18 protein-coding genes and 2 tRNA genes are annotated in these 18,871 nt (G+C 55.7%); 14 read left to right on the top strand and 6 right to left on the bottom strand.

Translation table 11 applies throughout. The features are described from left to right. Window positions 1-52: 52 nt before the first annotated feature. Window positions 53-129, bottom strand: a tRNA-Ile gene (locus tag QEP11_RS02755). 51 nt (window positions 130-180) lie between these two features. Next, complete coding sequence (gene hrcA, locus QEP11_RS02760; protein WP_284335047.1) at window positions 181-1,188, bottom strand: heat-inducible transcriptional repressor HrcA; 1,008 nt, start codon at window positions 1,186-1,188, stop codon at window positions 181-183. A 29-nt stretch (window positions 1,189-1,217) separates the two neighbouring features. Here hrcA and QEP11_RS02765 point away from each other — a divergent pair, with 29 nt between their 5' ends. Genes QEP11_RS02765 through rapZ form a run of 3 tightly spaced genes read left to right on the top strand, consistent with a single transcriptional unit; the run spans window position 1,218 to window position 4,695 of the window. Next, complete coding sequence (locus QEP11_RS02765) at window positions 1,218-2,120, top strand: NAD kinase (RefSeq protein ID WP_284335048.1); 903 nt, start codon at window positions 1,218-1,220, stop codon at window positions 2,118-2,120. 2 nt (window positions 2,121-2,122) lie between these two features. After that, window positions 2,123-3,778: a DNA repair protein RecN gene (gene recN / locus QEP11_RS02770; protein ID WP_284335049.1), complete on the top strand. Its 1,656-nt coding sequence runs from the start codon at window positions 2,123-2,125 to the stop codon at window positions 3,776-3,778. Between the two features lie 17 nt (window positions 3,779-3,795). Further along, window positions 3,796-4,695, top strand: a complete 900-nt coding sequence (gene rapZ, locus QEP11_RS02775; RefSeq protein WP_284335050.1) for an RNase adapter RapZ — start codon at window positions 3,796-3,798, stop codon at window positions 4,693-4,695. A 58-nt stretch (window positions 4,696-4,753) separates the two neighbouring features. Here the strand turns inward: rapZ and mutY are convergent, their stop codons facing one another. The 3 genes from mutY to mutM form a co-directional block, all read right to left on the bottom strand. Then, window positions 4,754-5,833 carry an A/G-specific adenine glycosylase gene (gene mutY, locus QEP11_RS02780; protein WP_284335051.1) on the bottom strand — a complete coding sequence of 360 codons (1,080 nt, stop codon included), beginning with the start codon at window positions 5,831-5,833 and terminating at the stop codon, window positions 4,754-4,756. A gap of 42 nt (window positions 5,834-5,875) precedes the next feature. Further along, window positions 5,876-7,837 (bottom strand): dynamin family protein, encoded by a 1,962-nt coding sequence (locus QEP11_RS02785; protein ID WP_284335052.1) that lies wholly within the window; start codon window positions 7,835-7,837, stop codon window positions 5,876-5,878. Between the two features lie 96 nt (window positions 7,838-7,933). After that, window positions 7,934-8,752, bottom strand: a complete 819-nt coding sequence (gene mutM, locus QEP11_RS02790; protein WP_284335053.1) for a bifunctional DNA-formamidopyrimidine glycosylase/DNA-(apurinic or apyrimidinic site) lyase — start codon at window positions 8,750-8,752, stop codon at window positions 7,934-7,936. A gap of 48 nt (window positions 8,753-8,800) precedes the next feature. Between mutM and QEP11_RS02795 the strand changes: the two genes are divergently transcribed. From QEP11_RS02795 to pth, 7 genes are all read left to right on the top strand, one after another. After that, window positions 8,801-10,567 (top strand): tetratricopeptide repeat protein, encoded by a 1,767-nt coding sequence (locus QEP11_RS02795; RefSeq protein WP_284335054.1) that lies wholly within the window; start codon window positions 8,801-8,803, stop codon window positions 10,565-10,567. Window positions 10,568-10,570: 3 nt separating this feature from the next. Then, entirely contained in the window at window positions 10,571-11,089 is a 519-nt protein-coding gene (locus QEP11_RS02800; RefSeq protein WP_284335055.1) for a lipoprotein insertase outer membrane protein LolB, read from the top strand. A gap of 41 nt (window positions 11,090-11,130) precedes the next feature. Next, window positions 11,131-11,991 (top strand): 4-(cytidine 5'-diphospho)-2-C-methyl-D-erythritol kinase, encoded by an 861-nt coding sequence (ispE, locus tag QEP11_RS02805; protein WP_284335056.1) that lies wholly within the window; start codon window positions 11,131-11,133, stop codon window positions 11,989-11,991. Window positions 11,992-12,033: 42 nt separating this feature from the next. Then, a tRNA-Gln gene (locus tag QEP11_RS02810) sits at window positions 12,034-12,110 on the top strand. A 41-nt stretch (window positions 12,111-12,151) separates the two neighbouring features. Then, complete coding sequence (locus QEP11_RS02815) at window positions 12,152-13,111, top strand: ribose-phosphate pyrophosphokinase (protein ID WP_284335057.1); 960 nt, start codon at window positions 12,152-12,154, stop codon at window positions 13,109-13,111. A gap of 130 nt (window positions 13,112-13,241) precedes the next feature. Then, window positions 13,242-13,859: a 50S ribosomal protein L25/general stress protein Ctc gene (locus QEP11_RS02820; RefSeq protein WP_284335058.1), complete on the top strand. Its 618-nt coding sequence runs from the start codon at window positions 13,242-13,244 to the stop codon at window positions 13,857-13,859. A gap of 121 nt (window positions 13,860-13,980) precedes the next feature. Beyond that, complete coding sequence (pth, locus tag QEP11_RS02825; RefSeq protein WP_284335060.1) at window positions 13,981-14,631, top strand: aminoacyl-tRNA hydrolase; 651 nt, start codon at window positions 13,981-13,983, stop codon at window positions 14,629-14,631. Window positions 14,632-14,690: 59 nt separating this feature from the next. Here the strand turns inward: pth and QEP11_RS02830 are convergent, their stop codons facing one another. Next, on the bottom strand, window positions 14,691-14,951 hold the full coding sequence (locus QEP11_RS02830) for a YfhL family 4Fe-4S dicluster ferredoxin (RefSeq protein ID WP_284335061.1): 261 nt from the start codon (window positions 14,949-14,951) through the stop codon (window positions 14,691-14,693). A 192-nt stretch (window positions 14,952-15,143) separates the two neighbouring features. Here QEP11_RS02830 and QEP11_RS02835 point away from each other — a divergent pair, with 192 nt between their 5' ends. Genes QEP11_RS02835 through QEP11_RS02850 form a run of 4 tightly spaced genes read left to right on the top strand, consistent with a single transcriptional unit; the run spans window position 15,144 to window position 18,870 of the window. Further along, a complete protein-coding gene (locus tag QEP11_RS02835; RefSeq protein WP_284335062.1) occupies window positions 15,144-16,106 on the top strand; it encodes an ABC transporter permease in 963 nt (320 codons plus the stop codon). Then, a complete protein-coding gene (locus QEP11_RS02840) occupies window positions 16,103-16,948 on the top strand; it encodes an ABC transporter permease (RefSeq protein WP_284335063.1) in 846 nt (281 codons plus the stop codon). The genes QEP11_RS02835 and QEP11_RS02840 overlap by 4 nt, the downstream gene beginning before the upstream one ends. A gap of 18 nt (window positions 16,949-16,966) precedes the next feature. Then, the gene (locus QEP11_RS02845) at window positions 16,967-18,010 is read left to right on the top strand and encodes an ABC transporter ATP-binding protein (protein WP_284335064.1); all 1,044 of its coding nucleotides are present in this window, start codon (window positions 16,967-16,969) and stop codon (window positions 18,008-18,010) included. Beyond that, window positions 18,007-18,870 carry an ATP-binding cassette domain-containing protein gene (locus tag QEP11_RS02850; protein ID WP_284335065.1) on the top strand — a complete coding sequence of 288 codons (864 nt, stop codon included), beginning with the start codon at window positions 18,007-18,009 and terminating at the stop codon, window positions 18,868-18,870. Before QEP11_RS02845 ends, QEP11_RS02850 begins: the two co-directional genes overlap by 4 nt. Window position 18,871 lies beyond the last annotated feature (1 nt).

Genomic DNA, 18,871 nt, shown 5'->3' on the forward strand with positions numbered 1-18,871 from the left:
GACAGCAGAAAAGAAAAACGGGCTACGATTTCTCGTAACCCGTTGAATTTATTGGTAGGGCGTGGCGGACTTGAACCGACGACCAAAGGATTATGAGTCCTCTGCTCTAACCAACTGAGCTAACGCCCCAACCGGGTTCTGTCAGCTCCAAAGAACTGCAAAACTCGTGCATTGTAACGGCTAGCGCTGGTGACTCAGCGCATTGCTCACCAACTTAGAGGTAATGTCGACTATTTGAATCATCTTGTCGTAGTGCATGCGCGTTGGGCCAATTACGCCAAGAGTACCTACAACCTGTCCATCCACCTCGTACGGCGCACTGACCACGGACAGCTCTTCAAACGGCACCACTTGGCTTTCACCACCGATATAGATGCGCACACCTTCGGCTTTGCTGGAAAAATCCAGTAAACGCAGTATCTGGGTTTTTTGTTCGAACAGATCAAACGCTCGCCTCAGGTTCCCCATGTCACTGGAGAAGTCGCTGACCGACAGCAGATTGCGCTCTCCTGAAATGATGACCTGCTCTTGAGGTTGTGGAGACATAGCTTCTGCACTCACGTTCACAGCAGCTTGCATCAGATTCGCTACCTCACCGCGCAACTGCTCGACCTCTTGCTTGATGCGTTCGCGCACCTGCTCAATGTCCAATCCGGCGTAATGCGCATTGATGAAATTGGTAGCCTCGATCAGTTGAGAGGCGGAAAACTCCACATCGGTGAATATGACGCGGTTTTGCACATCACCCTGAGGGGAGACGATGATGACCAGCACCCGGCGCTCCGAAAGCTTGACGAATTCAATGTGCTTGAATACCGAACTGCTGCGTGGTGCCATGACCACACCCACAAACTGCGACATATTGGATAGCAGCTGTGCCGCATTCGCAATGACCTTCTGAGGCTGCTCCGCAGGCAACTCTGGCGCAACCAGACCACTGCTTTGCACAGTCAACATGGTGTCTACAAACAGCCGATAGCCGCGTGCGGTCGGGATACGTCCAGCCGAAGTGTGGGGGCTGGCTATCAACCCCAACTCTTCAAGATCTGACATGACATTGCGTATGGTCGCAGGCGACAATTCCAGCCCAGAGGCGCGCGATAAGGTCCGGGACCCTACAGGCTGCCCGTCTGAGATATAGCGCTCGACCAGCGCTTTCAACAATAACTTGGCACGTTCATCGAGCATGCTTTGATTTTAATGATGTAATTTCGTTTATGACGTCCAAGTTTCGCCACGTAGCGCTGGTTGGTAAATACCAGACCTCCCCTGCACCCGGCTCTGCTTCCGAGCAATCTCGTCAAGTCCTTCAAGACATTGCAGATTTTCTGCGTGCACAAGGATGCGAGGTGGTGATTGAGGCAGAGACTGCGGCCCATACCGGCTTGCAAAAACTCTTTCCATCCATGGATGTAGATGAGTTGGGCCAGCACTGCGACCTGGGCATTGTCGTCGGAGGCGACGGCACCATGCTTGGTATTGCCCGCCAATTGGCCAAGTACGGAACACCACTGATTGGTATCAATCAGGGTCGCCTTGGCTTTGTGACGGATATCCCTCTTGATAATTATCAGCAGGCTTTGCTGCCCATGCTACACGGCGAGTATGAGCAAGAGTCTCGTCCCTTGATGCATGCACGGGTAGTGCGCAACGATGAAACTGTGTTCGAAGCTCTGGCCATGAACGATGTGGTGGTCAACCGAGGCAGCACTTCTGGCATGGTGGAGTTGCGCGTGGAAGTCGACGGACGCTTTGTCTCCAATCAACGTGCGGACGGCTTGATTGTGGCTACCCCAACAGGGGCCACCGCCTACACCTTATCGGTTGGCGGCCCATTGATGCACCCTTCCATTCCAGCCTGGGTCATGGCTCCGATTGCTCCGCACACGCTATCCAATCGGCCAATTGTGTTGTCCGACCAGACCGAAGTCATGATGGAAGTAGTCAGCGGGCGCGACATCAGCGCCAACTTTGACATGCAGTCGCTGGCGTCCTTGCTGCACGGCGACCGTATCTATGTGCGCCGTTCAGAGTTCAGTGTACGCTTTCTGCACCCTGTGGGCTGGAACTACTTTGCCACACTGCGTAAAAAATTGGGCTGGAACGAAGGGGGCTACTAGACATGGCACTCAAGCGAATTGCACTGCGCAACTTTGTCATCGTGCAACAGTTGGATTTGGACCTGCACACCGGGTTTACCGTGCTGACGGGCGAAACCGGTGCAGGTAAATCGATTCTGATTGATGCGCTGCAACTGGTTTTGGGCAGCCGAGCAGATGCAGGTGTGGTGCGTGAAGGAACCAGCCAGGCAGATATCAGCGCCGAGTTCGACTGCCCAGACCACCTGCACAACTGGCTAGAAGAAGGCGGCTTTGCGCTGGAAGAAAGCCTGCTGCTGCGCCGTGTGATTGACGTGCAAGGGCGCAGTCGTGCCTGGATCAATGGCGCTCCTGCCACGGCAACCCAGTTGCGGCGACTGGGCGATGAGCTGCTTGACATCCACGGCCAGCATGCCTGGCAAAGTCTGACCCGGGCTGACGCGGTGCGCGAACTGCTGGATGCCTATGCAGGCGTCAGCACGCAAACTCTGCGCCAACATTGGACGGTGTGGCGCGCTGCAGCCAAAGACCTGGAACATGCGATTGCTGCACAAGACACTTTGCAGCGTGAGCGCGAACGCCTGCAGTGGCAGATTGGCGAGCTGGAAAAGCTCAATCCAGGCATGGACGAATGGGATGAACTCAACACCCAGCACACCCGCCTGTCACACGCCCAAGCGTTGCTGGAAACAGCACAGGGCGCATTGCTGCTGCTGGAAGATGACGAAAGCGGCATCAGCGGCCCATTGGGCCGTGCCCAAGAGATGCTGCAAGACAAAGAACACCTGGAGCCGGAGTTTCAGGCCATCGCTGATGTACTCGCCTCAAGCCTGGCGCAGATCAGCGATGCCCAGCATTCGCTGCAGATTTATCTGCGCCGCACGGAGCTTGACCCTGAAAAGCTGGCTGAGCTGGACGAGCGATTGTCGCTGTGGATGCAATTGGCTCGCCGCTACAAGCGCACCCCTGAAGAACTACCTGCGCTGCTGCAATCGTGGCGCGATGAGTTGCGCGAGCTTGATGCGGTTGTGGATATTGGTCGTTTGCGCAGAGCTGAGCAGCAGGCTCACGAAAGCTATCATGCAGCTGCGCGTGAGCTTTCGCAGCAGCGTGTCAAAGCGGCGCCAAAGCTTTCTCGCGCCATCACCGAAGCCATGCAAGGCCTGGGCATGCAAGGCGGTAAGTTTGAAGTTCAGCTGGACAAGCTGTCCGAGCCCAGCCCAAACGGCATAGACAGCGTTCAGTTCCTGGTCGCAGGCCATCCGGGAGCCACGCCCAAGCCCATTGGTAAGGTCGCTTCGGGTGGTGAGCTTTCACGCCTATCGCTGGCTATCGCTGTGACCACCAGCGAACTCGGCCATGCCGGCACCTTGATTTTTGACGAAGTAGATTCCGGCGTAGGAGGGGCAGTGGCTGAAACCGTGGGCAAGCTGATGCGTGCCTTGGGCAAAGATCGGCAAGTGCTTGCTGTCACTCACCTGCCACAAGTTGCTGCCTGCGCTGACCATCACTACGTTGTGGCCAAAAAGCGTGATAAGACGGGCACCAGCAGTACGGTGAGCCCGACCACGAGCGCACAACGCGAGCATGAAATTGCGCGGATGCTGGGTGGCGAAAAAATTTCTGACACAACCATGGCACACGCCCGTGAGATGCTACAGGCAGCCACTGTAACGTGATGGAGCAAAAAGAGGCTATGACGAATTTGGAAATTGTGCTGATCACAGGTATGTCCGGGTCTGGGAAATCCGTGGCGCTACATGCACTGGAGGATGCCGGCTATTACTGTGTCGACAACCTTCCTCCCGAATTGCTGCAAGCCTTTATCCGTTTAAAGCACTTGCATCACGGCAACCGCGTAGCAATTGCGATTGATGCTCGCAGCGCAGCCAGTCTGCCCAATTTGCCACGTGAACTGGAAAAGCTTCAGCGTCTCAAAGCCTCAGGTCTGCATTTGCATGTGTTGTTCCTGGACGCATCAACTGGAACTTTGGTACGCCGCTTTTCCGAAACACGCCGTCGCCACCCGTTGTCGCAGTCTGAAACACCCGGTGGCCGTCAAGACCTGGTCCAGATCATCGAGCATGAACGGGAATTGCTGGGTGACATTCGTGAACATGCCCACGTGATCGATACCAGCAACATTCGCGGAGCGCAACTTCAAAGCTATGTAAAAGCGCTACTTAAAGCACCTACTAACCAGATGACCCTGGTGTTTCAGTCCTTTGGCTTCAAGCACGGCATCCCTGTTGATGCAGACTATGTATTTGATGTACGCATGCTGCCCAATCCGTACTATGACTTGGAGCTGCGCCCCTTCAGCGGCATGGATGCCCCCGTTCAGGCATTTCTCAGCCAGCAAGCGGATGTAACCGCCATGCAAACCCATATTGCACAGTTTTTAGACCATTGGCTTCCCGTACTCAATGCCAACCACCGCAGCTATGTAACGGTAGCCATTGGCTGCACAGGGGGGCAGCACCGCTCCGTGTACTTGGTAGAGCAACTGGCCAGCCGCTATCAAGCACAGTGGTCAACACTGCGACGCCACCGCGAAATGGATAGTCGTGCATTGGCCAGCGCTACGCCTCACTAGGTAAGATCCGGCTATCTTCACATGCGGATTGTCTGCGCCATAAGCAGCAACTGTTTACTTACAGAGACTCAAGCAGTTTCCGCACCGGCGCTGGCAACCCCAGTTGTGGCCATGCATCGGCGGCCTGCCAGCCCCAACCCGCAAGCAAACCCTCGGGATGTAACGCGGGCTGGATACCCGCCACATCCACCACGACCGGGTGCAAAAACAAGTCGCGATGGGTAAGCACATGCAACTGTGCAGGCCAGTCATTGCGCTGACTGAGTGCGATATTGCAACCTGCCAAGCTGCTCTCCAGTGCTTGTGCACTCGCAAACACTGGCGGGCTGAAAAGCCCGGCCCAAATTCCAGTGTCTCCCCCCGACGAAGGGCGACGTTGCAAACACACATTGCCAGCGGCATCGCGCAACACCAACAACCACCAAGCTTGTGAGCTTCGCTTGGTTTTTCGAGTTTTCACCGGATAGTCTTGTGGATTGCCTTGCCTGGTTGCCTGACATTGCGTTTGCAAAGGACACACCAAGCACGAAGGGTTACGCGGCAAACAGATGGTGGCACCCAAATCCATCAAGCCCTGCGTGTAACGTGGCATGGTATTGGGCAGGTCTTCTGCAGGCAGCAAGTCCTCAGCCAGCATCCAGAGTGCTTTTTCATTACGGCTACTGGAGAGATCTTCCCCGTAAGCCAACACCCGAGACAGCACACGTTTGACATTGGCATCCAGGATCGCAACACGCTCGGCAAAGCAAAAAGAGGCAATGGCTGCCGCAGTGGAGCGCCCAATGCCTGGCAAGGTGGCCAGAACCTGTGCGTTGCGCGGAAAAGCGCCACCATGCAGCTCCATCACCGCTTTGGCACATTTGTGCAGATTGCGCGCACGGCTGTAGTAGCCCAAACCACTCCACAACGCCATCACATCGTCTTCGGGGGCAGCCGCCAAACTTGCTACATCAGGGAACTGCTGCAGAAAGCGCTCGTAGTAGCCCAGGACCGTGCTGACCTGGGTTTGCTGCAGCATGATTTCAGACAGCCACACGCGATAGGGATCACGGGTTTGTTGCCAAGGCAAATGGTTGCGGCCATGCAAGGCCTGCCAGCGAACAACATCGCAGGCAATCGATGAATTAGGAAGACTCAAGGGACAAAAGAAAATCTAGTAGAGCATTAAAAAACGCAGCCCTTAGACCTCTTCAGCCGACGCCTCCTGCACCAAGGTTTGGTCTTGCGCAGGCTGCAACAGCTGCTGCATCCATTGCGCCAAGCGCTGCTCCAGTGCGTTGAGCTGTTGCTCTGCCGATTCAATCTCGGCAATGCGCTCCATCAAACCACTGGCAGCTTCGTTGATACGGTCGACAGCCTCAAGGCGTCGCGCAAAGCTGCGTTTGCGTTCCTTCAATTGTGCATCCAGCTGCGCAGTAGCGCTTTTACTCCATAAATCAAGGTCATTCGCCGCAGACTCAAAGACCGTGCGCAAGCGCATGCCCAATGCTTTCACCATTCGTTGCCCGAACAACGGATTGGCCAACTTCAACGAGTGTCCAAACCCCAGGTATTGCAAATAGCTTTCTTCGATCTGCGCCAACTCACGATCAAAGTCATGCAGTTGCAAGATCCCAGGAGGCTGCAGCGAAAAACCGAACTCGGCATTCAGATCCTTGAACGTACTGCCCAACATGGTTTGGATTTCTGCAGCAGTGCGCTTGGCTTGCTCACCCAGTCCCCGCAAGCGCTCAAAGGTTGATGCATATACTTTTCGTACACCAATCTTCAAGCCCGAGTGTTCCAGCGCGCTGGCCAGCTGCTCCAGTTCCTTGCGCAAAGAGGTCGCACCCAGTAGGTGAAATGCCTGATTCATCAGCTTCAGGTGCACAGAGCGAATTGCCAAAATTTTGGCGGTACTGGCCTCGAACGTCTGCTGCTCTTGCTGAATGCGCTGTCGCATGCTTTCAATCACCGTCGCATTCTTGCCGCGCAAGCTGCGAAGCTCCAGTGCCTGCTCGTCCAGGTCACGATGGCGAATGTGGATGGAACGTAGCACTTGTGACTGCAACTGCTCCACCCCCTCACCCACCACATTGCGCAAAATACCCTGACGGTGCGCCAAGATACCTTGGGCCAGCAAGTCCTCAAATAACGGCAAACCACTGCTTTTCAACAGTGCAGCATTGCTTTCAATCTTTGCCATCAGGCCTTTTTGCGCCGACAGGGGAACAATCCGCGCCGGGTCTATCCCCAGAATCTGTGCGCTTTGCGCACGTTGGCGACTGAGCTGGCCTTGCACTTCCGTGCCCGAATCCAGACTGCCCCACAAGGTGTCAATTTTATTGAGCACCACCAAGTGTGCATCCCCCGAGCGGTGTGATGGCAGCAGATGTTCTTTCCAGATGGCCAGATCTGATTTGGTGACCCCGGCATCCGCTGCCAGCAGGAACACCACGGCATGCGCCTGGGCAATCAGGTTCACCGTCAACTCTGGCTCGGTACCTACGGCATTCAAGCCTGGGGTATCGACAATCACCAACCCTTGCTTGAGCAGGGGGTGCGCCATATTGATCAATGCGTGGCGCCATTTGGGAATTTCCACCATGCCATGCTCATCACAAACAGGGTTGTCTGCACCCGGCGCATCGCTCCAAAAGCCCAAGAGCTGTGCTTCCTGCTGCGGCACTTTACGCACCTGAGCCACATGCGCCATAGCCTGTGCCAACTGATCGGGGTCATTCACATCCAAAGGCACATTCACCCAGGTCGACGGTCGGTTTCGCCACTCGGCCAAGCTGTACGGCTGCGCACGAGTTTCAGAGGACAAAAGACGCAGGCATGCAGGAAGTGCGGCGTCGTACCCCAACTCCGTTGGACACATGGTGGTTCGACCAGGCGCTGCCGGCATGATACGGCGGCCATAATGGGCAAAAAACACCGCATTGATCAGCTCTGACTTGCCGCGCGAAAACTCCGCCACAAAGGCTACGCAAACCTTGTCTCCACGCAAAAGATTCTCCAGACGCTGCAGGTGATCTTGCACGGCTGCATCCAGCAAGTCTTGCGATGCAAGCCAGTCTCGAAAGCCTGCCATCTGGCTTGCAAAGCCTTTGCGCCAGTGACCAAAGCGGTCAAATTGCTCGCTAAAAGAAGGACCCACGATCTCTCCCTAGATGCAGTGTTCAGTGTTATTGGATCTATCTCACCAATATACCCTTAGCGCCCAAGCAACAAAGCGTGTAACTCGTGGAGAAAGCTAGGCTTTTTGACAATGCGCACAGTAGTAAGTGCTTCGCTGACCTTGGCGCAACACTTCTATCGGCCTGCCACAGTGCACGCAAGGCAGCCCGTCACGTCCATACACCTTTGCTTGCAATTGAAAATGCCCGGGCATTCCATCGGCACTGGAGAAATCTCGCAGCGTGGTGCCTCCTCGCTCCACGGCCAAGGCCAGAATCTCTCGAATTGCTTGATACAAACGCTTGGCCTTGAGCGTGCTGATCGTATTGGCTACCGCCGTCGGTGCAATTCGACTGGCAAACAAGACCTCCGATGCATAGATATTTCCAACACCGACCACCAGCTTCCCACTGAGCAATAACGGTTTGATGGGTGAGCGACTGGCTTGAAGCCCCGCGCGAAAACGCGGCCAGCTAAAGTGCGCTTCGTCCAAAGGTTCCATTCCCAAGCTATCGAGCAGCTTGCGAGCGACGGGATCGCTTTCCCCCTGCGTGGCTATCACCGCGCCAAAGCGGCGTGGATCGTGCAAGCGGAGCACGCCTTTATCCGTTTGCATCTCAAAATGGTCATGCTTACCCAAGGCTGGCAAATCATTGGCAAAGCGCAAACTGCCCGACATACCCAGATGCACCATGAGCATGCCGCGATCCAAATCAATCAACAGGTATTTGCCACGACGACGTACCCGCTGCACCCGGGCGCCCTGCAATTTTTCAGGGTCACACCCCAGAGGCCAGCGCAAGGGTTTCCCCATGCTGATGAGCAAAATCTGTGCACCTTCAATGTGCTGAGCAAAGCTTCGACGGGTGACTTCAACCTCTGGAAGTTCTGGCATCTGATGATTTCATCCACAACAAGGAAATGCTTAGATTATTATGGGTCGATGCTTTCCACACTCCGCAATTGGCGCTTGGCCCTGATTTCCGCATTTGCTTTCGGAACACTGCCTGCTTGGGCGCAAGAAGCGCCACCTCCACAGGATGCAACGCATCGGGCCCTGCAGCCCTTGGATGATGAATCCGCAGCACTGAATGCGGAGCTGTTCTACGATCTTTTGGTCGGTGAAATGGCCGCATCGCAAGGTGATGCAGTCAACGCCATTGCCCTGCTGATGGAGGCCGCCAGGCAGAGTCAATCCCAGCAGCTCTATCAGCGCGCAGCAGAAATTGCACTGCAGGCTCGCTCTGGCCCGCAGGCATTGATGGTTGCCAATGAATGGCAAACCAATTTCCCTCAATCGCGTGATGCCAACCGTTACTTGCTACAAATTTTGCTGATGCTCAACCGCGTCTCAGAATCGCAAGAAGCTTTGAATCGCGAAATTGCATGGACCAACACAGCAGCCAAACCAGCTACTTACCTGGCGATTGCCCAAATCTACAGCCGGGCAACAGACAGGGTGCTAGCGGCAGCCGTGGTAGAGCAAGCCTTGCAGGCTGATTTGCAAAACTCGGATCTCGCACCGGCGGCCTGGGCCACCATTGGTCATATGCGTCTGGCAGCCAGCCAAAAAGATCTGGCCATGCAAGCCTTGGTCCACGCCCATGCACAAGGGCCTCTCAGTGGTGCCACTGCCCTATTGGCTCTGGAGCTGATGGAAGCAGGCAACGCTGCTGCGGAGGCCATGGCGCAAGACTATATGCACAACGAGCCTGCACCTGCCATCCAACTGGCTTATGCGCGGGTACTCATAGGTCAAGATCGCTGGGAAGACGCACAAAGCCAATTGACGCCATTGCTCAAAGCACACCCCGACATGGCCGATGCATGGATGACCCAGGCCAGTGTGCACGCACAGCTCAAACAGTGGAAAAAGGCCCAACAAGCCATACAGCGCGTGGAAAGCCTCGCCCAGGCATTCCCCAATGAAGAGCAACGTAAACACGCACTGTCGCAAGCCTACCTACAGGGTGGCCGCATATCTTTGCATCAAAAAGACTACGCGCAAGCACTGACCTGGCTGGAGAAAATTCCGAATGCCTCTGAACAGCTGAACGTACAAAGCCTCAAAGCCATGGCGCTCGCCAAACAGGGCAAACTTGCCCATGGTCGCGCCCTGATTCGTGCTGTCCCAACCAACAACGACGCGGAGATGGTGCAAAAGCGTCAGGCAGAAGTGGCTTTGCTACGGGACAATGGAGCTCCTCAAGAAGCCTATCTGCTCCAGCGCACCTTGTTTGAGCAATTGCCCAACGATGCAAACATTGCCTATGAAACAGCGCTTTTGGCTGAACGTGCCGGCAAGATTGACACCATGGAGAGCATTTTGCGCAATGTCATTGCCAAACACCCCGACCACTTCCATGCGTTCAATGCACTGGGCTACTCTTATGCCGACCGAGGTATCCGTCTTGCAGAAGCCAAAGAGCTGATTGAAACAGCACTGCGGCATGCGCCCAACGATCCATTCATTACCGACAGTCTGGCATGGGTCGAATTCCGCATGGGCAACAAGCAAAAAGCCCTGGAATTGCTGGAAGCGGCCTTCGCACAACGCAACGATGTGGAAATTGCCGCTCACCTTGGTGAGGTGCTTTGGAGCATGGGCAACCAAGAGCGTGCACGCAATGTTTGGCGCCAGGCTCTAGACCGTGATGCGGACAATGAAACACTGCGCACCACTTTGGAACGTTTGCAAGTCAAGCCTTAATCCATGATTCCCCGTTTTGTTTTTCCTCATCGGTGCAGCCTCGGTGCTTGGGTGATGATCGCGGCACTGGCTTTGTCCGGCTGCAGCGCACCGCCAGCACTTCAGTCTCTCCAAGGGCAGGCCTGGAGTGGCCGCATGGGCTTGCAAGTGCATGATCCGCTGGCGCAAGAGCAATCTTTCAGTGCGTCCTTCCACCTTCAAGGCAGTCCTGAGCAAGGCAGTCTGGATATCTTTAATCCACTGGGTTCACAGATTGCCAAACTGCAATGGCAACCAGGCAGCGCATTACTACAGCAAGGCAACCAGCTGACGCCCTCAGACTCTCTACAAGAGTTGCTGCGCCTGAGCCTGGGCACAGCACTGCCTGTGCAAGCTCTTTTTAGCTGGCTAAAAGGCCAAGCCGCCAGTGCCGAAGGCTGGCAGGTGGACCTCAGCCGCCACTCAGAAGGCCGCATCACAGCCCAACGCCTCAGCCCGCCCCCACAAGCGACTTTGCGCGTCGTACTTCAGCAACCCGAATAAATACAGACCGCATCGCTGTCGCGCTGCGTACCGCTTTGTCCATGTTCAGTCTTTACGACGTTCCTGCTCCAGCCAAACTCAATCTGTTCCTGCACATCACAGGCCGCCGTGCAGATGGTTACCACCTGCTGCAATCTGTTTTCATGCTGATTGACTGGCAAGACCGGCTGCACTTTGAAAAAGTACAAAGCGCCGAAGTCTCTCGCCAAGACATTAACCCCCATGCGCCACAGCTACCCGCAAATGACCTTTGTGTCCTCGCTGCCAAAGCATTGCAAGATGCAACAGGCTGCAAGCAAGGTGTGCGCATCAGCATTGACAAGCACATCCCTTCACAGGCGGGCATGGGGGGAGGATCGTCCGACGCTGCATCCACATTACTTGCACTCAACAGACTGTGGAACCTCAACCTCAGCCGTTGCGAACTCGCTCAAATCGGCATCCGGCTTGGAGCTGATGTGCCTTTTTTCATTTATGGCGAAAACGCCTGGGTCGAAGGCATTGGTGAAAAAATCACACCATTGAGCGGCACCGCCACCCTGCCGGAACGCAGTTTCTGGGTCATCAAACCAGAGACTGGCCTGAACACCCAGCACATCTTCACCTCTCCCGATCTGCAACGCAATACAAAGCGTGCTACAATTGAAGACTTTGCTGCAGATCACTATGGTTTTGGCCATAACGACTTGCAGCCTGTCGCTGAAGCACTCTGCCCCGATGTAACTAAAGTCAGAAACTGGCTGGAATCACAAGGAATGCATGCTACAATGACGGGCTCAGGAAGTGCAGTGTTTGCACAAGAGCGCAGAGACATTGATTTAAAAGCAGCCCCTGGTAGCTGGCAAATCAAACTTTGCAAGAATCTGGATAAACATCCTTTGTTTCATTGGATCCCAGAGTAACAAGCTACAGGTTGATTGTTATCGATGACAATCGACCAGTGTAGGGGAGTCGCCAAGTTGGTTAAGGCACCGGATTTTGATTCCGGCATGCGAGGGTTCGAGTCCTTCCTCCCCTGCCAAATATCTTTTGCGTTTAAGCAAACCCAATACTGGGACGCTCATGCACTCCAACAATTCTGAATTCGTGGTTTTTACGGGCAATGCCAATCGCGGCATGGCCGAAGAAATCGCCAAACACCTCGGCGCCTCTTTGGGCGCCGCTGACGTTGGTCGTTTCTCTGACGGTGAAGTCACCGTAGAAATCAAGCAAAACGTACGTACACGTGATGTGTTCGTGGTGCAACCTACTTGCGCCCCCACCAATGACAACCTGATGGAGCTGTTGGTGATGGTTGACGCTTTGAAGCGTGCTTCCGCACAAAGCATCTGCGCAGTGATCCCCTATTTCGGTTATGCCCGCCAAGATCGCCGCGTGCGCTCTACCCGTGTGGCCATTACCGCAAAGGTGGTTGCAAACATGTTGCAAGCCGCAGGTGTGAGCCGCGTGCTGACCATGGACTTGCACGCTGACCAGATCCAGGGCTTCTTCGACATTCCCGTTGACAACATCTACGCTTCGCCCGTTTTGCTGGGCGACCTGAATCAGAAGAAGTACGAGGATCTGATCGTCGTCTCTCCTGACGTGGGTGGTGTGGTGCGTGCGCGTGCTCTGGCCAAGCAACTGGGTTGCGATCTGGCCATCATCGACAAGCGTCGCCCCAAGGCCAACGTGTCTGAAGTGATGCACGTGATTGGTGACATTGACGGCCGCAACTGCGTGATCATGGATGACATGATTGACACTGCCGGTACTCTGGTCAAAGCCGCTGAAGTGCTGAAGCAGCGTGGCGCGAAGAACGTGTATGCCTATTGCACACACCCCATCTTCTCGGGCCCCGCGATCCAGCGTATTTCCGAAGGCTCCGCGCTGGACGAGGTCGTTGTGACCAACACCATTCCTTTGAGCCCTGCTGCGCAAGCTTGCAGCAAGATTCGCCAACTGTCTGTGGCACCTCTGTTCGCAGAAACCATGCAGCGCATCTCCACCGGTGATTCGGTGAGCAGCCTGTTCCAAGACTAAAAAATTTCCTTCGGGAAACGTTCTCCGCCTCCTTCGGGAGGCTTGCGTTTTCCGGAGTTTCTCCCAAGGCGACTGCCTTGGATATCAACCGAGTGGGACTGGTCGCGGTCCACTCATCATGGAGTTAGTTATGCAAATCGTCGCAACATCGCGCAATCTGCAAGGTACGGGTGCGAGCCGCCGCCTGCGTATTACTGGCAAGACCCCCGGCATCGTGTTTGGCGCCGGCCAAGACGCTGTCAAGATCGAAGTCGATCACAACAACCTGTTCCACGCTCTGAAGAAGGAAGAATTCCACACTTCGATCCTGGACCTGGAACTGGACGGCAAGTCCTCCAAGGTTGTGCTGCGCGACGTGCAGTTCCACCCCTTCAAGCCCCTGGTTCTGCACGTTGACTTCCAACGCGTGGACGAGAACACCAAGGTGGAATCCAAGGTTGCTCTGCGCTACGAAAACACCGAGCAGTCTCCTGCTGTAGCCACCGAAAACGGTACCGTGACACCTCTGATCACCGAAGTGTCCGTGCTGGCTACACCTGCCAAGACTCCTGAGTTCATCGCTGTGGACCTGTCCAAGCTGACTTCCAAGATCATCCCTGGTCTGCAGTCCGTGAAGACACCTGCTGGCGTGAAGATCATCGCTCGCGGCGCCAACAAGAACCCTTCGCTGGTTGCTGTGAAGCTGCCTGAAACTGCTGTTGCCGCTCCTGTGGCTACTGCAGCTCCTGCGAAGAAGGGCAAGAAGTAATTCTTGCGCTTTGCCACCACAGCCCTTTGGGGCTGTGAGCAAAACAAATGGCCCACCTTGCGTGGGCCATTTGTTTTGCTGGATACCGCACTGATACCGGCACCAATTGGATAATCCGCACATGATCAAACTGTTTGTGGGCCTGGGCAACCCCGGCCCGGAATACGAGGACACCCGCCACAACGCTGGCTTTTGGTGGATTGACGGCTTGGCCCGAGAACTCAAAGTTCACCTGCAGCCTGAGCGAAGCTACTGGGGCATGGTCGCCCGTGCCAACGTTCAGGGCAACACGGTATGGCTGCTTCAACCACAAACCTTCATGAATCTGTCTGGCAAATCTGTGGGAGCCTTGGCACGCTTCTTCAAGATCAAGCCTGAAGAGGTTCTGGTGGTGCACGATGAGCTGGATTTCGAGCCAGGCCAAATCAAGCTCAAGAAAGGCGGCAGCCACGGCGGCCATAATGGCTTGCGTGACATCCATGCTCAGTTAGGCAGCCCCGAGTACTGGCGTTTGCGAGTAGGCATTGGCCACCCTGGCCAAAAAGGCGAAGTCTCAAGCTGGGTGCTCAAAAAACCACCACAGGAACAATGGAACGCCATTCAGGAGCAGATTGATCGCAGCTTGAAAGCATGGCCTTTGTTGGTCGCGGGAGAAATGGAAAAAGCCACGGTGGAGATCAACACCAACAAGCCCCCACGCCCCAAGCCTCCGCGCAAGCCAGCACCTGACGCCTGCACAACGGCACCAGCAACTGACTCCAAACCTGTATAAAAATAGCTGCTAACGATTCAAAAAATACGTTAGCAGCTGTTTTTCATATCTGCTGCAGTTCAAGCTTTGCTGGCCATGGCTTGCAAGCGCTCAAACTTTTGCAACAAGGTTTCCCGACTTTCCACAAAATCTGGGTTCACAGGAATGCATGACACCGGGCAGACCTGCATGCACTGCGGCTCATCAAAATGCCCCACACATTCCGTGCACTTGAGCGGGTCAATCTCATAGATCACCTCCCCCATATAAATCGCATCATTGGGGCACTCAGGCTCACATACATCACAATTGATGCATTCATCCGTGATCATCAAAGCCATCGTTCATCTCCTCGGCACAGGGCCGTCCGGCAGGCAATGGCACGGTCATAAGTGTTCAACACAGGGGACATAGTCACAATTATCGTGCCCCTGCAGCAAAGTCTTGCTCTTTTGCGCACACTTCCATGCTTGGCGCTGTGGGATTTACCGCTATGCTCGGAGCCCGCCGCTCCTCCCGACTACTTTGCCTCTATGAGTGTTTTTCTCCTCAAACGCCTGCTGACGCTGATTGCCACCCTGCTGGGTGCATCGGTGGTGGTGTTTGCTGTGCTGGAAATCCTGCCTGGCAATGCAGCGCAAGTCCTCATGGGCCCGGATGCAGACCCAGAAGCCGTGGCCGCCATGGCCGAACAACTGGGCCTGAACCAGCCAGCCTTGCAACGCTATCTGGATTGGATCGCAGGCTTCTTTAGCGGCGATCTGGGCAACAGCTATGCCTACGGCTCTCCGGTATGGGAATTGGTCCAGGAGCGCTTGGCGCTGACATTGCCGCTGGCCATCTTGGCCATGCTGATCACCACCGTGCTGGCTTTGCTGGCAGGTGTGTATGCCGCATCGCGCCACAACAAACTGGGTGATGCCGGCATCATGGGCTTGGCACAACTAGGCATTGCCATTCCCAACTTCTGGTTTGCCATCCTGCTGATATTGCTGTTTTCCGTAAAGCTGCAATGGTTTTCGGCTGGCGGCTTTCCAGGCTGGAATGCAGACATGGGTGGCGGCTTCTGGCCAGCATTGCAATCACTGTTGCTGCCAGCCATTGCACTGGCTGTGGTACAGGCAGCCATTTTGGCGCGTATCACCCGCTCAGCCGTGCTGGAGGTGATGCGTGAAGACTTTGTGCGCACTGCTCGCGCCAAGGGCTTGAGCCAGCGCGCCGTGCTGTGGGGTCATGTGCTGCGCAATGCAATGATTCCTGTGGTGACTGTCATGGGGCTGCAATTTGCCAACCTGCTGGCAGGCACTATCGTGGTGGAGAACGTGTTCTATCTGCCCGGTTTGGGGCGTTTGATATTTCAGTCCATCGCCAACCGTGACCTGATCGTGGTGCGCAACTGCGTGATGCTGCTGGCGACCATGGTAATTTTTGTGAACTTTGTAGTGGATGTGCTCTATGCTGCCATTGACCCACGCGTGAAAGCCAGCGACTTATGAGCCAGGCACGCGATGTATTGCAACGCGGCATGCGTCACCCAAGCTTTGTAATTGGTACAGTGCTGACGCTGGCTCTGATTTTCTGTGCACTGCTGTCATTCGTATGGACGCCCTGGAGTCCCTACGAAATAAACATGGATGCCAAGCTGCTGCCACCCGATATCCAGTTCTGGATGGGCACTGACGCCTTTGGGCGCGATGTGCTCTCGCAAATCATGGTCGGTGCGCGCAGCTCAATTGCAGTTGGGCTGATTGCCGTGGGCATTGGCATGTTGTTCGGCGTTGCTCTGGGCCTGCTGGCAGCCGCACGGCGCGGATGGGTGGAAGAAGTCATCATGCGCCTGTCAGACTTTACTTTTGCCTTTCCGGCCATTTTGTCAGCCATCATGATGACTGCGGTGTTTGGCCCCAGCATGGTGAATGCCATCATCGCCATTGGCATCTTCAACATCCCCACGTTCGCACGTATCACCCGCGCTTCTGCCAACGTTATCTGGTCGCGCGAGTTTGTGCTGGCCGCCCGGGCCTGCGGGAAAAGCCGCTTCAGCATCACGCTGCAGCATGTGCTGCCCAACATACTCGGCGTACTCACTGTGCAGGCCACCATTCAGTTTGCGCTGGCAATTCTGGCCGAGGCTGCACTGTCGTATCTGGGCCTGGGAACCCAGCCACCCCAGCCATCCTGGGGACGCATGCTCAGCGATGCCCAGACCCTGATGTTCCAGGCTCCGCTGCTGGCAGTCTTCCCTGGCGTGGCGATTGCCTTGTCTGTGCTGGGACTGAATTTGTTGGGTGATGGCCTGCGCGATGTGATGGACCCACGCCTGAGCCGCCAACGCTGATTCCGGAAACACACCACCATGCCCTTGCTTGAAGTCACCGGCCTGAACCTCTTCTTGCGCAGCCCAAGCGGCAGTGTGCAAGCACTGCGCCACTTGTCCTTCAAGCTGGAACGTGGTCACTCACTCGGCATCATTGGTGAATCCGGCAGCGGTAAATCTCTGACAGTTCAGACCTTGATGGGCTTGCAACCTGACAATGCCAGCGCAACAGGCAGCATTCGCTGGGAAGACAAGGAGCTGCTCGGCCAAAGTGAACAGCAATGGCAAGCCCTGCGTGGCAACCGTATGGCCATGGTCTTTCAAGAGCCGATGACGGCGCTCAATCCCTTGCACACCATTGGCCGCCAGGTTGCCGAACCGTTGCTGCGCCACAAAGGTTTGAACCGGAAAGCTGCACTGCAAGCAGCCACCGCCTTGTTGGAGCGCGTGGGCATCCCCAATGCCCCTGCTCGCATGAACGATTACCCCCACCAGTTCTCCGGCGGCCAGCGCCAGCGCATCACCATCGCCATAGCTCTGGCCTGTGAGCCCGATCTGCTGATTGCCGATGAGCCCACCACGGCACTGGACGTCACCGTGCAGCAGCAAATCCTGGATCTGATCAACGATCTGGTAGCAGAGCGCAATATGGCACTTATCCTGATCTCTCACGATCTGGGCGTGATCTCGCAGAATGTAGATGACATGCTGGTCATGTATGGAGGACAAATTGTGGAAAGTGGCCCCACTAGCGCCATCTTCCGCCACATGGCCCACCCCTACACACGAGGGCTGATGGCAGCACGTCCGCGATTGGATGCACCGCGCCAGCCCAGTGGCAAGCACCATAGTTTGTTCACCATCCCTGGCACTGTGCCTGCCCTGGCCGACCTGCCTCGTGGATGCACTTTTGCTGGCCGCTGCAGCTTCACCGAAGCACGCTGCCATGAAGAAACGCCACAACGTGTCGGCATTCCCAGCTTTCAACCCCATGAGGTCAGCTACAGCAGCCTTGGCGTGCACCAGGTGCGTTGCTTACGCCCTGAAGCCATGCGCCCCGGTAACACGGAGGCCTGGCAATGACTCCAGAGAACATCCGCCCAGCACTGCTGGAAGTGCAGGGTCTGGGAAAAACCTACCGGCTTCCACGTCGCCAGCTATGGCGGCCTCCCCAGCAGGTACAAGCCCTGCAAGACATTGATCTGTCCGTGTACAGCGGTCGCAATGTAGGCATTGTGGGTGAATCTGGCTCTGGCAAATCTACGCTGGCTCGACTGGCGATGGGTCTGGACACGCCCACAAAGGGCCAGGTGCTCTGGGAAGGCCAGCCGATCCACACACTATCTGCAGCCGATTTGCGGGCAGCCCGGCGCAATTACCAAATGGTGTTTCAAGACCCCTACGGCTCTTTGGACCCACGGATGACGGTGGCTCGTATCGTGGCTGAGCCCCTGGAGGCGCTAAGTCGCTACAGCCGCGCCGAAAAGCGTGAACAAGCGGCCGAGGTGCTTGACCAAGTCGGGCTACATACCGCTGACCTGGACAAATACCCCCATGAGTTCTCCGGAGGCCAGCGACAGCGTATTGCCATTGCCCGTGCGCTGATCACACGCCCTCAACTGATCGTTGCTGATGAACCCGTAAGCGCTCTGGATGTCTCCATCCAGGCACAGGTGATCAATCTGCTGCTGGAGCTGCAACAGCGCTTTGGCATGACCTTTTTGCTCATCAGCCATGATCTGGCCGTGGTCAATCATTTGTGTGATGAAGTGGTAGTCATGCAGCATGGCGCTATTGTTGAGCGCGGCACACCCCAACAGTTGTTTGCGCATGCCCGTCACCCCTATACCCAGACACTGCTCAACGCGGTTCCGCAGATTGCACCTGGGCGCGCAAGGTCACAACGGGAACTGCGCATGAAGACCAGCGCCAACTTGGTGTAAA

Origin of the sequence: Comamonas halotolerans (assembly GCF_030162935.1) — a bacterium.
GTDB classification, from domain to species: Bacteria; Pseudomonadota; Gammaproteobacteria; order Burkholderiales; family Burkholderiaceae_C; genus Comamonas; species Comamonas halotolerans.

Coding starts and splice junctions, on each gene's coding strand:
- recN (WP_284335049.1), top strand. CDS start 2,123: ATGGCACTCAAGCGAATTGCACTGCGCAACTTTGTCATCGTGCAACAG.
- QEP11_RS02800 (WP_284335055.1), top strand. CDS start 10,571: ATGATTCCCCGTTTTGTTTTTCCTCATCGGTGCAGCCTCGGTGCTTGG.
- QEP11_RS02840 (WP_284335063.1), top strand. CDS start 16,103: ATGAGCCAGGCACGCGATGTATTGCAACGCGGCATGCGTCACCCAAGC.
- QEP11_RS02845 (WP_284335064.1), top strand. CDS start 16,967: ATGCCCTTGCTTGAAGTCACCGGCCTGAACCTCTTCTTGCGCAGCCCA.
- mutM (WP_284335053.1), bottom strand. CDS start 8,752: ATGCCAGAACTTCCAGAGGTTGAAGTCACCCGTCGAAGCTTTGCTCAG.
- pth (WP_284335060.1), top strand. CDS start 13,981: ATGATCAAACTGTTTGTGGGCCTGGGCAACCCCGGCCCGGAATACGAG.
- QEP11_RS02765 (WP_284335048.1), top strand. CDS start 1,218: ATGACGTCCAAGTTTCGCCACGTAGCGCTGGTTGGTAAATACCAGACC.
- QEP11_RS02815 (WP_284335057.1), top strand. CDS start 12,152: ATGCACTCCAACAATTCTGAATTCGTGGTTTTTACGGGCAATGCCAAT.
- QEP11_RS02820 (WP_284335058.1), top strand. CDS start 13,242: ATGCAAATCGTCGCAACATCGCGCAATCTGCAAGGTACGGGTGCGAGC.
- ispE (WP_284335056.1), top strand. CDS start 11,131: ATGTTCAGTCTTTACGACGTTCCTGCTCCAGCCAAACTCAATCTGTTC.
- rapZ (WP_284335050.1), top strand. CDS start 3,796: ATGACGAATTTGGAAATTGTGCTGATCACAGGTATGTCCGGGTCTGGG.
- QEP11_RS02850 (WP_284335065.1), top strand. CDS start 18,007: ATGACTCCAGAGAACATCCGCCCAGCACTGCTGGAAGTGCAGGGTCTG.
- hrcA (WP_284335047.1), bottom strand. CDS start 1,188: ATGCTCGATGAACGTGCCAAGTTATTGTTGAAAGCGCTGGTCGAGCGC.
- QEP11_RS02830 (WP_284335061.1), bottom strand. CDS start 14,951: ATGGCTTTGATGATCACGGATGAATGCATCAATTGTGATGTATGTGAG.
- QEP11_RS02835 (WP_284335062.1), top strand. CDS start 15,144: ATGAGTGTTTTTCTCCTCAAACGCCTGCTGACGCTGATTGCCACCCTG.
- QEP11_RS02795 (WP_284335054.1), top strand. CDS start 8,801: ATGCTTTCCACACTCCGCAATTGGCGCTTGGCCCTGATTTCCGCATTT.